Genomic DNA, 12,998 nt, shown 5'->3' with positions numbered 1-12,998 from the left:
CGGCCCTGCTCCCTACCCCACCCCCAGCAAGCGATCCAGCCGCCCGGCATCCGCCAGCAGTTCCGCGCTGGTCCCGGCATGCACCACGCGCCCGCGCTCCAGCACCATGCCTCGGGCCGTCATCGACAGCGCCAGGCGCGCATGCTGCTCCACCAGGATCACGGCCATGCCGGCCTCGCCGGCGAGCTGGCCGGCGATCAGCCGGCCGATCACGCGCTGCAGTTCCTGCACGATGATCGGCGCCAGCCCTTCCATCGGTTCGTCGAGCAGCAGCAGCGCCGGGTTGGTCATCAGCGCGCGCGCGATCGCCACCATCTGCTGTTCGCCGCCGGACAGCTGGTGGCCCAGGTTGGCGCGGCGCTCCTGCAGGCGTGGGAACAACTCGTACACGCGCGCCACGCTCCAGTAGCCGGGGCGCGCCACCGCGCTCAGGTGCTCCTCGACGCTCAGCGAGGGGAACATCCAGCGTTCCTGCGGCACCCAGCCCAGGCCGGCGCGGGCACGCTGGTGCGGGGCCAGCCGCGCCAGGTCGGCGCCGCGCCAGCGCAGCGTGCCCGCGCGCTGGCGCGTGAAGCCCATCAGCGTGGCCAGCAGCGTGCTCTTGCCGACGCCATTGCGGCCCAGCAGCGCCAGGCTGTCGCCGGCCTGCAATGCCAGGTCGATTCCTTCCAGCACGGTGGCCTCGCCGTAGCCGGCAGCCAGCCCTTCGACGCGCAGCAGTTCAGCCATGGGCCGCCTCCCCCAGGTAGACCTCGCGCACGCGCGGATCGGCGGCGATCTCGGCCGGTGTGCCCTCGGTCAGCACGCGCCCGCCGACCAGCACCGTGATGCGGCGCGCGAAACGGAATACCAGGTTCATGTCGTGCTCGATGAACAGCACCGTGATATCGGCCGGCAGCGCGTCGATGACGGCGAACAGCTCGGCGCTCTCTCCCGCCGGGATGCCCGCGGCCGGCTCGTCCAGCAGCAGGATGGACGGCCGCGTGGCCAGCGCCAGTGCGATCTCCACCAGCCGCTGCTTGCCATAGGGCAAGGCGCGGGTCACAGTGTCCGCCTCGCGCTCCAGGCCCAGCGCCGCCAGCACCGCCATCGCCTCGTCCGCCAGCGCGCGCTGCGAGGCCACCGTGCGCGACCAGATGCGCGAGGCACCTGTGCGCTCGGCGACCGCCAGCACCACCGATTCGAGCACGGTCAGCCCAGGAAACAGCGTATTGATCTGGAAGGTGCGCGTCATGCCGCGCCGCACGCGCGCGTGCTGGGGCAGGCGCGTGATCTCTTCGTCGCCGAGCCAGATGCGGCCGGCACTGGGCGCCAGCACCCCGGTCAGCAGGTTGATGAAGGTGGTCTTGCCGGCACCGTTGGGTCCGATCAGGGCATGGCGCGCGCCGGGCGGAAAGCGCAGCGTGACCTCGCTGTTGGCGAGGAAGCCGCCCCAGGACTTCGACAGGCCTTCGGTCCGCAGTTCGCGCGTCATGCCTGCTCCTTGCCGGCCCGTGCACGCGCGCGCCAGGCGTCCAGCGCGCCCATCAGGCCGCCGCGCGCGAACAGCACCATCGCCATCAGCAGCAGGCCGATCCAGAACTGCCAGTAGACCGGGTTGATGCCGGCCAGCAGGTCCTGCGCGATCATGAACAGCGCCGCCCCGGCGAGGGCACCGTAGAGGCGGCCGGTGCCGCCCAGCACCAGCATCACCAGCAATTCGGCCGAACGCGGAAAGCCCAGCGCATCCATGCCGACGAATTGCGTGGTCTGCGCCAGCAGTCCGCCGGCCACCGCTGCGATGGCCGCCGCCAGCGTATAGACGGCGCGCAGCCGCGCCGGCACGTCCACGCCCAGCGCCGGCATGCGCCGCGCGCCTTCGCGCAGCCCGCGCAGCGACAGCCCGAAGGGAGACCGGGTCAGCCGGCGCAGCAGCAGGAACAAGCCGAAGGTGACTGCCAGGCTGTACAGGTAGGCGGTCTTGCCGAACAGGTCGAACTCGAACAGGCCGAACAGCTTGCCCATGCTGACACCGGACAGGCCGTCGACGCCGCCGGTGAGGAAAGCCGCCTTGTTGGCCGCCTCGAACAGCATCAGGCCGATGCCCAGCGTCACCATCAGCCGCGTCAGGTCGCCGCCGCGCACCACCAGGAAGCTGCTGCCCCAACCCGCCGCGGCGCCCGCCAGCGCCGCCGCCAGCAGGCCGCTCAAGGGCTCGCCCCAGCCATGCGCCGCCAGCAGGCCGGCGGTATAGGCGCCCAGGCCGAAGAAGGCCGCATGGCCGAGCGAGACGATGCCCGCATAACCGAGGATCAGGTCGAGCGACAGCGCGAACAGGCCGGTGATCAGGACCTGGCTGCCCAGCATCAGGTAGTCGGGCAGCAGGAAGAAGGCCGCCACCGGCAGCAGCCAGAACACGGCTTCCGCGGGATGCCAGCGGCCATCCGGCAGCTCCGGCGCCGCGCCGGCGCCACGGCGCCCGCCCACGGAGGTGGCGGTTTCCTGCCCTCCATCGATAGGACTCATGCCCGCCTCCCATACAGGCCGGCCGGGAACAGCACCAGCAGCAGCACCATCATCGCGTAGATCACGAAGGCGCCGATCTCCGGCACGTAGTACTTGCCGGCCACGTCGGCCACACCCAGCACCAGCGCGGCCAGCAGCGGCCCGCGGATCGTGCCCGCGCCGCCGACCGCCACCACCAGCAGGAAATACACCATGTACTTGAGCGGGAAGGCCGGATCGAGCCCCAGCACGTCGATGCCGAGCGCGCCGCCCAGCCCGGCCAGCCCCGAGCCCAGCGCGAAGGTCAGGCTGAACACCCGGCCCACGTCGATGCCCAGCCCGCGCGCGGCCTGCTGGTTGTCGACCGCGGCGCGCACCTGGGCGCCGAAGCGCGTGCGCGCCACCAGCCAGCCGAGCAGCACCGTGATGACCACCACCAGTGCGATCAGGAACAGCCGGTACACACCCAGCTCGAGCGCGCCCAGCCGCACCTGCCCGCGCAGCATGGCAGGCAGCTCGACCGGCTGCTGGCCCGGCCCGAACAGGTAGGTGGCGCCGGCCATGGCGACGAAGGTCAGGCCGATCGAGAACAGCACCTGGTCGAGGTGGCTGGCCTGGTAGAGGCGGCGGTAGAGGGTGCGCTCCAGCACCCAGCCCAGCACGGCGGCGCCGGCGAAGGCCAGCGGCAGCGCCGTCAGGAACGGCACCCCGGCCCGGCTCATCAGCACCACCGCCAGGTAGCCGCCGGCCATGGCGAAAGCACCGTGGGCGAGGTTGACGACGTTCATCAGGCCCATGGTGACCGACAGTCCCACGCTGACGAGGAACAGCAGGCTGCCGTAGGCGATCCCGTCGAACAGCACGCCGAGCATGCGGGTCAGTATCACGGCCCGGCCCTCCGCGCGGACCGGGTCGCTGGCCCGGCGCGCCGACGGCCGCTGCCAAGCCGGGGCGGCAGGGCTCCTGACCGCTGGCAATATTCCATCCATCTCTCCCGTTCCGTCCGGCCCGCCGGGTGGTGCCGGCCTCGCCTCGTTCTGGATCGCGATTGTTCTACTGGATAACCGGTTTGGCAATCGAGAGTTGACCCGGAGGCACCCGCCCGCCCAGGTTTACTTGCCTGCCGGCAGCCGCTATGGTCAGAGCATCGCCGCCGCGCCAAGGGAGACCATGCCCGTCGACCGCCGCCGCTTCCTCGGCCTCTGCACCGGCCTCGCCACCGCCCTGGGCGGCGGCCTGGGCGCGGCCCTGCCGCGCCGCGCGGCAGCGGCCGGGCCCCTGCGGCGCGCCATCCCGGCCAGCGGCGAACGGCTGCCGGTGATCGGCATGGGCAGCGCACGCACCTTCGATGTCGGCGGCAGCGCCGCCGAGCGCGCACCGCTGGCCGAGGTCATGGCGCTGCTGCTGGCACAGGCCGGCTCCGTGCTCGACACGGCGCCCAGCTACGGCAACGCCGAAGCGGTCATCGGGGACCTGTTGCAGGCCGCCCACGGCCGCGGCAAGGTCTTCCTGGCCACCAAGATCTCGGCGCCGGCCGGCGAGCCCGCGCAAGCGCAGTGGGCGCAGTCGCGCCGCGACCTGCGCACCGACAAGATCGACCTGCTGCAGGTGCACAACCTGATCGACTGGCGCAACAACCTGCGCTGGCTGCGCCAGCTCAAGGAGCAGGGCAGCATCCGCTACACCGGCGTCACCCACTACCGGGACGACGCGCAGGACGCGCTCGCCGACATCGTGCGCAGCGAGCCCGTCGACTTCGTCCAATGCAATTATTCGCTGGGCGAGCGCGGCGCGGAGAGGACCCTGCTGCCCCTGTGCCAGGAGCGCGGCGTGGCGGTACTGGTCAACCGCCCCTTCCAGGACGGCCGCCTGTTCGCCGCGGTCAAGGACAGGCCGCTGCCACCGTGGGCGGCCGAGATCGACTGCGCCTCCTGGGCCCAGCTTTTCCTCAAGTTCGTGGTCGGCCATCCGGCGGTCACGGCGGCCGTGCCCGCCACCGGCAAGGCGCGCAATATGGCGGACAACCTGGGCGCCGGCAGCGGCCGCATGCCGGACGCGCGCGAGCGCGCGCGCATCGCGGCCCTGCTGGGCTGAAGCGCCGGCTCCCCGCCCCCGCCATGCACGACCCCGCTTCTCCTGCCGGCGCCGGCGCACCCGAGGGCCCGCCGGCTCCCGCGCCACCGCCGCGCCGCGGGCGCGGCCTCGGCATCGCGCCGGGCGAAGGCGCGGCGGTGGCAGCCGGATTCCTGTTCTTCTTCTGCCTGTTCGCCGGCTACTTCATGCTGCGGCCGGTGCGCGAGACCATGGGTATCGCCGGCGGCGTGCAGAACCTGCAGTGGCTGTTCACCGCCACCTTCGCGGTGATGCTGGCGGCCATCCCGCTCTATGGCGCCTGCAGCGCGCACTTGCCGCGGCAGCGCTTCGTGCCCTGGGTCAATGCCTTCTTCGTCGCCAACCTGCTGGGTTTCGCCCTGGCCACGCGGCTGGCGCCGGACGATGTCCGGCTGGCGCGCGCCTTCTACGTCTGGCTGTCGGTCTTCAACCTGTTCGTAGTCTCGGTCGGCTGGAGCCTGATGGCCGACGTGTTCCGCCCGCAACAGGCCAGGCGCCTGTTCGGCCTGCTCGCGGCCGGCGCCAGCGCCGGCGGGCTGGCCGGCCCGCTGGCCGGCGCCTGGCTGGTGCCGCGCATCGGCCTGACCGGACTGATGCTGTGCTGCGCGGCCCTGCTGGCCGCCACCGTGCCGGCGACCGGCTGGCTGTTCCGCTGGCGCGGGCGCGCCGGTGCCGGTGCCGGTGCCGTGGCGGGCGATGCCGGTGCCGCGCCCCAGGATCCGGGCCGGCCGATCGGCGGCGGCCTGTGGGGCGGCCTGACGCTGGTCGCGCGCTCGCCCTATCTGCTGGGCATCAGCCTGTTCGTGATCCTGCTGGCCACCGCCAGCACCTTCCTCTACTTCGAGCAGGCCCGGCTGGTGGCGCAGGCCTTCCCCAGCCGCGTGCGGCAGACCCAGGTATTCAGTGCCATCGACGCCACCGTGCAGGCGCTGACCATCGCCGTGCAGCTCTTCCTCTCCGGCCGCATCGCCCGCCGCTACGGCGTGGGCGTGCTGCTGACAGCGGTGCCGCTGGCCGTCGCCGCCGGCTTCCTGGTGCTGGCCTGGTGGCCCACCTTCGGCGTGCTGGCCGGGGCCATGGTGCTGCGCCGCGTCGGCGAGTACGCCTTGCTGCGGCCCGGCCGCGAAATGCTGTTCACGGTGGTCGATGCCGAGACCAAGTACAAGGCCAAGAACGTCATCGACACCACCATCTACCGTGCCGGCGATGCGGTCAGCGCCTGGGCCAAGACCGCCATCGACGCCATCTCCGGCCACCCCGCCGTGGTGGCGCTGACCGGTGCCGGCCTGGCCCTCGCCTGGGCCGCACTGGGCTGGTGGCTGGGCCGCTGGCACGAACGGCACGGCGGCGGACGGCAGGCGGGCGCCGCACCCGCGGGCGACTGGCGGCAGGCGCGCGGCCCGCTGCGCTGAATCCTGGCTGCGTCGCGTCCCGTCGACCCGCTTCCGCTGCCGCTTGCGCTCCGCATCGCCCCCCCTCTGCAGCCACTCTCCGGCGCTTTTCCCCTGCTTCATTCCCCTCGTCCGGGTGAGGTACTAGCAATCTGTTACAGACATGGCCGCCCTGCTTACATCTATTCGCATGTCGGTAACACCTGACACCCGAAGCGTGGCCCATGATCCATCCAGCACTTGAACAAGACAAAGCCTGGCCGACCCCGAGGAGACCGCCATGCCGCACCCGTTCCGCATCACTGCCACTGTCCTGGCCTGCGCGGCGATGATGGCCGCGGGATCGGCCTCGGCCTACGACCGCGACCGCGACTGGAACCGCGACTGGAACCGCGACCGTGGCCGTGACTGGAGCCGCGACCGCGACCGTGATCGTGATCGCCACGGCCAGCACCGCCGTGGCGACGGTCCCAGCCTCGGTGCCGTGCTGGGCATCGGCCTGGGCCTGCTGGTCGGCGCGGCAGTGCTGTCCGCGGTGACCGGGCCGTCGAAGCCGGAGCCCGCCCCGGCCTCGGCCAACTACGCCGGGCCGCAAGCGCCCTACGGCTACTGCTACAGCAATGGGATGTCCAACTACGTGCCCTGCCCGGCCCAGCCGGCGACGTACTACGGCGCGCCGTCGCCGTACGTCAATGGCAACTGAGAACTGACGATGGCCGGTGACGGCGAGCGCGCGCGGCGGCCCGGCCCGCTCCCGCCGTCTTGCAGGCTGCCGTTACAAGCCTTACACCTGCTCACGCGGCGGAAACACCTCGCGGCCGGTTCCTGGGCCATCATTCAATCATCGCCCCACCGCTCTTGAAGGAGCCTGCCATGCGCAACCTGATCCGTATCACCGCCGCCGCCCTGGTCTGCACCTCCCTGCTCGCCGCCGGTCCGGCGTCGGCCCACGAGCGCTATCGTGGTGGCGGCGGCGGCGCCGGCATCGCGCTGGCCGTGGGTGCCCTGGTCGGCCTGGCAGTCGGCGCGGCCGTCGCCGCGCCGGCCGTGATCGCGCCCGCTCCGGTCGCCTACGCGCCGGCCTACGCGCCGGCCTACGCGCCGGCCTACGCGCCGCCGCCGGCGCCGGTCGCCTACGCCGCGCCACAGGTGCCCCCGGGCTATTGCTACAACGGCTACCAGGGCGCCTACGTCCCCTGCGCGCCGCAAGCGCAGGGCTACTATCCGGCCCCCGTCTCCTACGGCTACTGAACGCCTTGCCCCGCCGGCATGGCGCCGGCGACAGCCAGGGCTCTGCCGACCCGGCCTGCTCCGTCCCTGCCGCCACCTGCGGCAGGCAACCTTCCCGCTTCGATCCCCCGCCGCGCCGATCCGCTCCCCGATCGGCGCGGCTTTTTTTCGTTCAGTGAAAAAAGCCGCGCCTTTTTTGACCTGACGGCAGGACTCTGCCTACCATCTCCGGCAACGATTTCATTGATCGAAACAGACCGGAGACCCGGCCCAGGCGCCGCGGACACTCCGGCAAGGAGACAACCATGCAGAACCTCCCGCGCCGCGCGCCAGCGCTGCTGGCAGCGCTCGTCCTCGCCACGCTGGCCGGCACCGGCGCCCGTGCCGAAACCTTCCCCGACAAGCCGCTGCGGCTGGTGGTGCCGTTCACGCCCGGCGGCACCACCGACATCCTGGCGCGCGTGGTCGGGCAGAAACTGGGCGATGCGCTGGGCCAGCCGGTGGTGATCGACAACCGCCCCGGCGCGGGCGGCAACATCGGCGCCGAGGTGGTGGCCAAGGCGGCGCCCGACGGCTATACGCTGCTGATGGGCACGCTCGGCACCCAGGTCACCAACCAGTTCCTGTACGCGCGCATGCCCTACGACAGCGCGCGCGATTTCGCCCCGGTCACGCTGGTGGCCAACTCCCCCAATGTGCTGATGACCAACGCGACCCTGCCGGTGGGCTCGGTCGCCGATGTGATCGCGCTGGCCCGCCGCGAGCCGGGCAAGATCAACTACGCATCCACCAGCACCGGCGGCTCGCCCCACCTGTCCGGTGAACTGCTCGACCGCATGGCCGGCATCACCATGCAGCACGTCCCCTACAAGGGCGCGGCCCCGGCCATGACGGACCTGCTCGCCGGCCAGGTCAACCTGATGTTCGACAACCTGCCGTCGGCGCTGGCGCAGATCCAGGCCGGCAAGGTGCGCGCGCTGGCCGTGACCGGCAAGCAGCGCTCGGCCGTGCTGCCCAAGGTGCCGACCTTCGCCGAGTCGGGCCTGCCGGGCTACGAAGTCAATTCCTGGTTCGGCCTGCTGGCGCCGGCCGGCACGCCCGCCGAGCGCGTCGGCAAGCTGCAGCAGGCCGTGGCCAAGGTGCTGGCGCTGCCCGAGGTGCGCCAGCGTATGCAGCAGCTCGGCGCCGAGCCGGGCGGCGATAGTCCGGCGGCCTTCGCCGCCATCCTGCGGGCCGATACCGCCAAGTGGTCGGCCGTGATCCGCCAGGCCGGCATCACGGTGCAGTGAGGCCGGCCGGCTCCGCCGCGCCAGCGCGCGCCATCTTCCCTGCAACCCTCGGATTCCGTACCAGACCATGACCTCCACCCAACCATTGCGCATCGGCTCGGGCTCGGGCTGGTGGGGCGACCGCGTCGAACCCGCCGCGCTCAGCGCGCGCCACGGCCGGCTCGACTACCTGTGCTTCGAGACCATGGCCGAGGCCACGGTCTCCGCGGCACAGGTGCGCAAGCGGCGCGACCCCGCCTTCGCCGGCTACGACAGCTACCTGGACGAGCGCATGCGCGCGGTGCTGCCGGACTGCATCGCCCGCGGCACGCGCATCATCTCCAACCAGGGCTGGATCAACCCGCTCGGCGCGGCGCGGCGCATCGCCGAGCTGTGCGAGGAACTCGGGCTGCGCGGCGTGAAGATCGCCGCCATCACCACCACCGACCTGACCGGCACCATCTGCGACCTGCCGCTGACGCTGCTGGAAAGCGGCGCACCGGTAGCGAGCCTGCGCGGCACGCTGATCAGCGCCGAGCCTTACGAGGGCGCCGCGCCGATCGTGGCGGCGCTGCGCGCCGGCGCGCAGATCGTGGTCACCGGCCGTGTCGCCGACCCTTCGCTGTTCCTGGCGCCGATGATCCACCATTTCGGCTGGGATCCCGCCGACACCGCACGGCTGGCCCGCGGCAGCGCCATCGGCCACCTGCTGGAGTGCGGCGCCCAGGTCACCGGCGGCTATTTCGGCGATCCCGGCTACAAGGATGTGCCGGAGCCCTGGAACCTGGCCTTCCCCATCGCCGAGGTCGATGCCGACGGCAGCGCCGTGATCGGCAAGGTCGACGGCACCGGCGGGCGCATCGACCTGCAGACGGTCAAGGAGCAGATGTTCTACGAGGTCCACGATCCCGGCCGCTACATCACACCCGACGTGGTGGTCGACTTCTCCACCGCCGTGCTGGAGCAGGCCGGGCCCGACCGGGTCCGCATCCACAGCGTCTCCGGCAGCCCGTGCACCGATACGCTCAAGGTCTCGCTGGGCTGCACCGAGGGCTTCATCGGCGAGGACATGTTCTTCTACGCCGGGCCCGGCTGCCTCGACAAGGCGCGCCTGGCCAAGACCATCCTCGAGCACCGCTTCGCCATGGCCGGCCTGCAGGCCGACGAACTGCGCATCGACTTCCTCGGCGTCAACGCCATCCATGGCGCCGCCTCGCCCGCGCCCGCCTGCGAGCCCAACGAGATCGCGGTGCGCGTGGCCGCGCGCACCCGCACCCGCGAGGAGGCCGCCAAGGTCGGCCGCGAAATCGACAGCATGGCGGTGTGCGGCCTCGCCTCGACCGGCAAGCGCGTGCCGCACCAGGACCGCACGCGCGAGATCATCGGCGTGTGGTCCGCGCTGGTGCCGCGCGGCCTGGTGACGTCCCGCATCCATTTCCTCTGACCCTCCGAACCCCGAGGTCCCCCATGCGTGTCCCGCTCCGGCGCCTGGCGCACACCCGCTCCGGCGACAAAGGCAATACCTCCAACACGGCCGTGATCGCCTACGACCCGGCCTTCTATCCCCACCTGAAGGCGCAGCTCAGCGCGGATGCCTTCCGCGCGCTCTACGGCGGCGTGATCACCGGCGCGGTGACGCGCTACGCGGTCGACGGGCTGCAGGTGCTCAATTTCGTCGCCGAGGGCGCGCTGGGCGGCGGCGTGTCGCGCAGCCTCGCGCTCGACAACTACGGCAAGGCGCTCGCCAGCGCCGTGCTGCGCTTCGAAGTGGAAATCCCGGATGCGCTGGCCCCGCTGCTGCGCGGACGCTAGCGCGGCCCCGCCCGCCGCGTCCAGGCACTGGTGACGCGCCGCGCTTCCTCCTTCAGGCGCCGGGCCAGGCGCGCCTCGCGTGCGCGGATGCGCTCGCTGAGGGCGGCGATGCTGAGCGCGCCCAACGGGCGGCCTTCATAGTCCAGCAGCGGCACTGCGATGCCCCCCATCTGCTCCACCACCCAGTCGAGGAACAGCACATGGCCACGCGCCCGCGCGGCCTCGATCTCGGCGGCGAGGCCCTGCGGCGTCAGGCGCGGAAAGGCGGCCAGCTTGCGCGCCCCCTGTTGCAGGCGCCGCGCCCGCTCCAGTGCCGGCAACCAGGCCAGCACCGCGAGGCTGCCCGCCCCCACGCCGAGCGGGCGCCGCGTGCCGATCTCGACATAATTGGCGCGGATCGGATAGGTACCCAGCTCGATGTCGGAGCACACCGCCTCGCCGCGGCTGGCTTCGGTCAGGATGGCGGTGTCCTCGAACTCGTCCGCCAGCCGCTCCAGGCTCGGCCGCGCCAGCGTGCGCAGGTCGACGCGGCGCTGCGCCACGTCGGCGAGCTGGAACACCTCGGGTCCGATGCCGTAGCGGCGCTTGTCGTCGCGGGTGGCGAAGCCCTCCTGCACCAGCATGTCGAGCAGGCGCGAGGCGGTGGCCGGATCCAGCCCCGTGGTGCGCGCCACGTCGGACAGGCGGCGCACCTGCGGGTCGGACAGCGCGCGCAGGATGGACAGGGCGCGCTGCACCGGCGAAGGGCGCGTGGTCCGTGCGGCCGGGTCGGCGACGACATCGTCGCTGGGAGGCGGGGTCACATCGTGCGGGTTCATCGGGCGGAAAGCGGAAGACCGAAGGCGCGGGCGGAAAGCGGATCATTGTAGGCCTGCGGCAGCCGCCGCGCCGAAGTGCCCGCGGCGGCGCAGGCGCGGAGGGACGAGAGCCAGCGCCGCGGCCGCGGCGCGGGTATGCTGTAGGCAGTTCCACGGTGCTCCCATCCCTTGTCCGACCCCGTGTCCGACCTTGTGTCCGACCTCCTTCCCGCCGGGCCGCCCGACGTCCTGTTCGGCGCCTTCGACCGCCACAACTTCGGCGACATGCTGCTGCCCCACGTGCTGGACCGCCTGCTGGCAGGCCGGCCGTTGCGCCACGCCGGCCTAGCCGAGCGGGACCTGACGCCGTTCGGCGGTCACCGCGTGGACACCCTCGCCCGTATCGCCGCGCAGCCCGGGCCGCCACCGGCGCACCTGATCCACGTCGGCGGCGAGATCCTCTGCTGCGAGGGCTGGGAAGCGGCGGTGATGCTGTTGCCGCCGGTGCCGGCCGCCCAGGCCGCCACCAAGCTCGGCGTGCATGCGGAGGCGCGCCGCGCCTGGGCGCGTGCGCAGCTCGGCACCGATGCGCTGGCGCCCTACACCGCCCCGCCCGCGCTGTTCCCCGCATCGACTGCCATCCTCTACCACGCGATCGGCGGCATCGACCTGGACCGGCGCGAGGCCGGCCTGCGCGCCGAGGTGCTGGACAAGTTGCGCGCCGCGGCCGGCGTCAGCGTACGCGATGCGCGCACCCGCGCCATCCTCGCCGCCAACGGCATCGCCGCACGGCTGGTGCCGGACGCGGCCGCGCTGGTGGCAGCGCTGTTCGGCGACGCCATCCGCCAGCGCGCGCGCCGGGGCGAACCGGCGCGCGCGCTGGCGGCGTTCGCGCACGGCTATCTCGCGGTGCAGTTCAGCGCCGACTTCGGCGACGACACCACTCTCGACACCCTCGCCGCCGGCCTCGACCGCGCCGCGCGCGCGAGCGGCTGCGGCATCGTGCTGTTCCGTGCCGGCGCGGCACCCTGGCACGACGACCCGCGCGTCTACGCGCGCCTGGCCCAGCGCTTGTCCGCGCCACCACTGCTGCTGCGCTCGCTCGACATCTGGGACATCTGCGCCGTGATCGCCCACGCCCGCGCCTATGCCGGCAGCAGCCTGCACGGACGCATCGTGGCCATGGCATTCGGCCTGCCGCGCCTGAACCTGGCCTTTCCGGGACAGGCACCCGCCGCCAGCAAGGCGGCCGCCTTCGCCGAATGCTGGGAGAACGCCGGCGCCCCCGGCGCAGTCACGGCCGCGCAGCTTGCCGAAGCCGTCGACCAAGCACTGGTGCTGGCGCCCGAGCGGCTCGCGGCGGTCGCGCGGGACCTGGCCGCCGAAGCGGGCGACGGACTGGTGCTGCCCTGACCGGCGGCGCCGCCGGCCGGCGGCGCACGGCGTCGGGTAGAGTAACGCCCCATGAAATACCCCATCCTCGGCCTGCTGCTGGCGGCGGCCCCCGCCCTGGTCCACGCCGCGCCCCTCGATACCGCGCTGGCGTGCGGCCAGACCCCGGGCCAGTTCTTCGCCATGCTGCGCAACCAGCACCTGATCGACCCGGAGCCGATGCATGTGGAACCCGATTCGGTCAATGCGTTCTGGCCGGCCCGCGACGCCACCCTGAGCGCCTTCGACCTCAATGTCTTCGCCATCTTCGCCTACGAAGCCGGCAATCCCGCCTTCCGCGCCGGCAAGGGCACGCCCCACGGCAAGCCGGTCTACGGCGCCGTCGTGGTGGCCCGCATGGAGACGGTCCGCAAGGCCCTGCAGGCGGCCGGCAGCAAGGCCGGCGTCGAACATGCCGCGCCCTTCATGACCGCCATCGTCTGCGAGGGGCCCTAGTCCCCCGCCCCTGGTCG

At 72.5% G+C, this 12,998-nt stretch carries 14 protein-coding genes; 9 read left to right on the top strand and 5 right to left on the bottom strand.

Annotated elements, in window-relative coordinates; translation table 11 throughout:
• Positions 1–12: 12 nt before the first annotated feature.
• From BKK79_RS31625 to BKK79_RS31610, 4 genes are read right to left on the bottom strand one after another with little or no spacing between them, the layout of a single operon-like run.
• The gene (locus BKK79_RS31625) at positions 13–729 is read right to left on the bottom strand and encodes an ABC transporter ATP-binding protein (protein ID WP_071039831.1); all 717 of its coding nucleotides are present in this window, start codon (positions 727–729) and stop codon (positions 13–15) included.
• Positions 722–1,474 carry an ABC transporter ATP-binding protein gene (locus BKK79_RS31620; RefSeq protein WP_071020813.1) on the bottom strand — a complete coding sequence of 251 codons (753 nt, stop codon included), beginning with the start codon at positions 1,472–1,474 and terminating at the stop codon, positions 722–724. Before BKK79_RS31620 ends, BKK79_RS31625 begins: the two co-directional genes overlap by 8 nt.
• Positions 1,471–2,505 carry a branched-chain amino acid ABC transporter permease gene (locus BKK79_RS31615; protein ID WP_071039830.1) on the bottom strand — a complete coding sequence of 345 codons (1,035 nt, stop codon included), beginning with the start codon at positions 2,503–2,505 and terminating at the stop codon, positions 1,471–1,473. The genes BKK79_RS31620 and BKK79_RS31615 overlap by 4 nt, the downstream gene beginning before the upstream one ends.
• The gene (locus tag BKK79_RS31610; protein ID WP_198173429.1) at positions 2,502–3,365 is read right to left on the bottom strand and encodes a branched-chain amino acid ABC transporter permease; all 864 of its coding nucleotides are present in this window, start codon (positions 3,363–3,365) and stop codon (positions 2,502–2,504) included. The genes BKK79_RS31615 and BKK79_RS31610 overlap by 4 nt, the downstream gene beginning before the upstream one ends.
• 289 nt (positions 3,366–3,654) lie before the next feature.
• Here BKK79_RS31610 and BKK79_RS31605 point away from each other — a divergent pair, with 289 nt between their 5' ends.
• The 7 genes from BKK79_RS31605 (at position 3,655) to BKK79_RS31575 (ending at position 10,297) form a co-directional block, all read left to right on the top strand.
• Positions 3,655–4,578 (top strand): aldo/keto reductase, encoded by a 924-nt coding sequence (locus BKK79_RS31605; RefSeq protein ID WP_071020820.1) that lies wholly within the window; start codon positions 3,655–3,657, stop codon positions 4,576–4,578.
• Positions 4,579–4,601: 23 nt separating this feature from the next.
• Positions 4,602–6,008, top strand: a complete 1,407-nt coding sequence (locus BKK79_RS31600; protein ID WP_071039828.1) for an NTP/NDP exchange transporter — start codon at positions 4,602–4,604, stop codon at positions 6,006–6,008.
• A gap of 259 nt (positions 6,009–6,267) precedes the next feature.
• Positions 6,268–6,690, top strand: coding sequence for a hypothetical protein (locus BKK79_RS31595; protein ID WP_071039827.1), 423 nt, complete (start codon positions 6,268–6,270; stop codon positions 6,688–6,690).
• Positions 6,691–6,860: 170 nt separating this feature from the next.
• Positions 6,861–7,238 (top strand): mechanosensitive ion channel protein MscS, encoded by a 378-nt coding sequence (locus BKK79_RS31590; protein ID WP_071039826.1) that lies wholly within the window; start codon positions 6,861–6,863, stop codon positions 7,236–7,238.
• A 284-nt stretch (positions 7,239–7,522) separates the two neighbouring features.
• On the top strand, positions 7,523–8,506 hold the full coding sequence (locus BKK79_RS31585) for a Bug family tripartite tricarboxylate transporter substrate binding protein (protein WP_071039825.1): 984 nt from the start codon (positions 7,523–7,525) through the stop codon (positions 8,504–8,506).
• A 67-nt stretch (positions 8,507–8,573) separates the two neighbouring features.
• Positions 8,574–9,929 (top strand): acyclic terpene utilization AtuA family protein, encoded by a 1,356-nt coding sequence (locus tag BKK79_RS31580; protein ID WP_071039824.1) that lies wholly within the window; start codon positions 8,574–8,576, stop codon positions 9,927–9,929.
• A gap of 23 nt (positions 9,930–9,952) precedes the next feature.
• Positions 9,953–10,297 (top strand): AtuA-related protein, encoded by a 345-nt coding sequence (locus tag BKK79_RS31575; RefSeq protein ID WP_071020834.1) that lies wholly within the window; start codon positions 9,953–9,955, stop codon positions 10,295–10,297.
• Here the strand turns inward: BKK79_RS31575 and BKK79_RS31570 are convergent.
• Positions 10,294–11,100, bottom strand: a complete 807-nt coding sequence (locus BKK79_RS31570) for an IclR family transcriptional regulator (protein ID WP_071022681.1) — start codon at positions 11,098–11,100, stop codon at positions 10,294–10,296. The two genes, BKK79_RS31575 and BKK79_RS31570, sit on opposite strands and share 4 nt — an antisense overlap.
• A gap of 207 nt (positions 11,101–11,307) precedes the next feature.
• On the opposite strand from BKK79_RS31570, the gene BKK79_RS31565 reads away from it, so the two are divergent.
• Positions 11,308–12,507, top strand: coding sequence for a polysaccharide pyruvyl transferase family protein (locus tag BKK79_RS31565; protein WP_071040502.1), 1,200 nt, complete (start codon positions 11,308–11,310; stop codon positions 12,505–12,507).
• Positions 12,508–12,558: 51 nt separating this feature from the next.
• Complete coding sequence (locus tag BKK79_RS31560; protein ID WP_071020837.1) at positions 12,559–12,981, top strand: hypothetical protein; 423 nt, start codon at positions 12,559–12,561, stop codon at positions 12,979–12,981.
• The last annotated feature ends 17 nt before the right edge of the window (positions 12,982–12,998 follow it).

It is taken from the genome of Cupriavidus sp. USMAA2-4 (genome assembly GCF_001854305.1).
GTDB classification, from domain to species: domain Bacteria; phylum Pseudomonadota; class Gammaproteobacteria; order Burkholderiales; family Burkholderiaceae; genus Cupriavidus; species Cupriavidus malaysiensis.
This window is presented reverse-complemented; position numbering and strand designations above follow the sequence as displayed.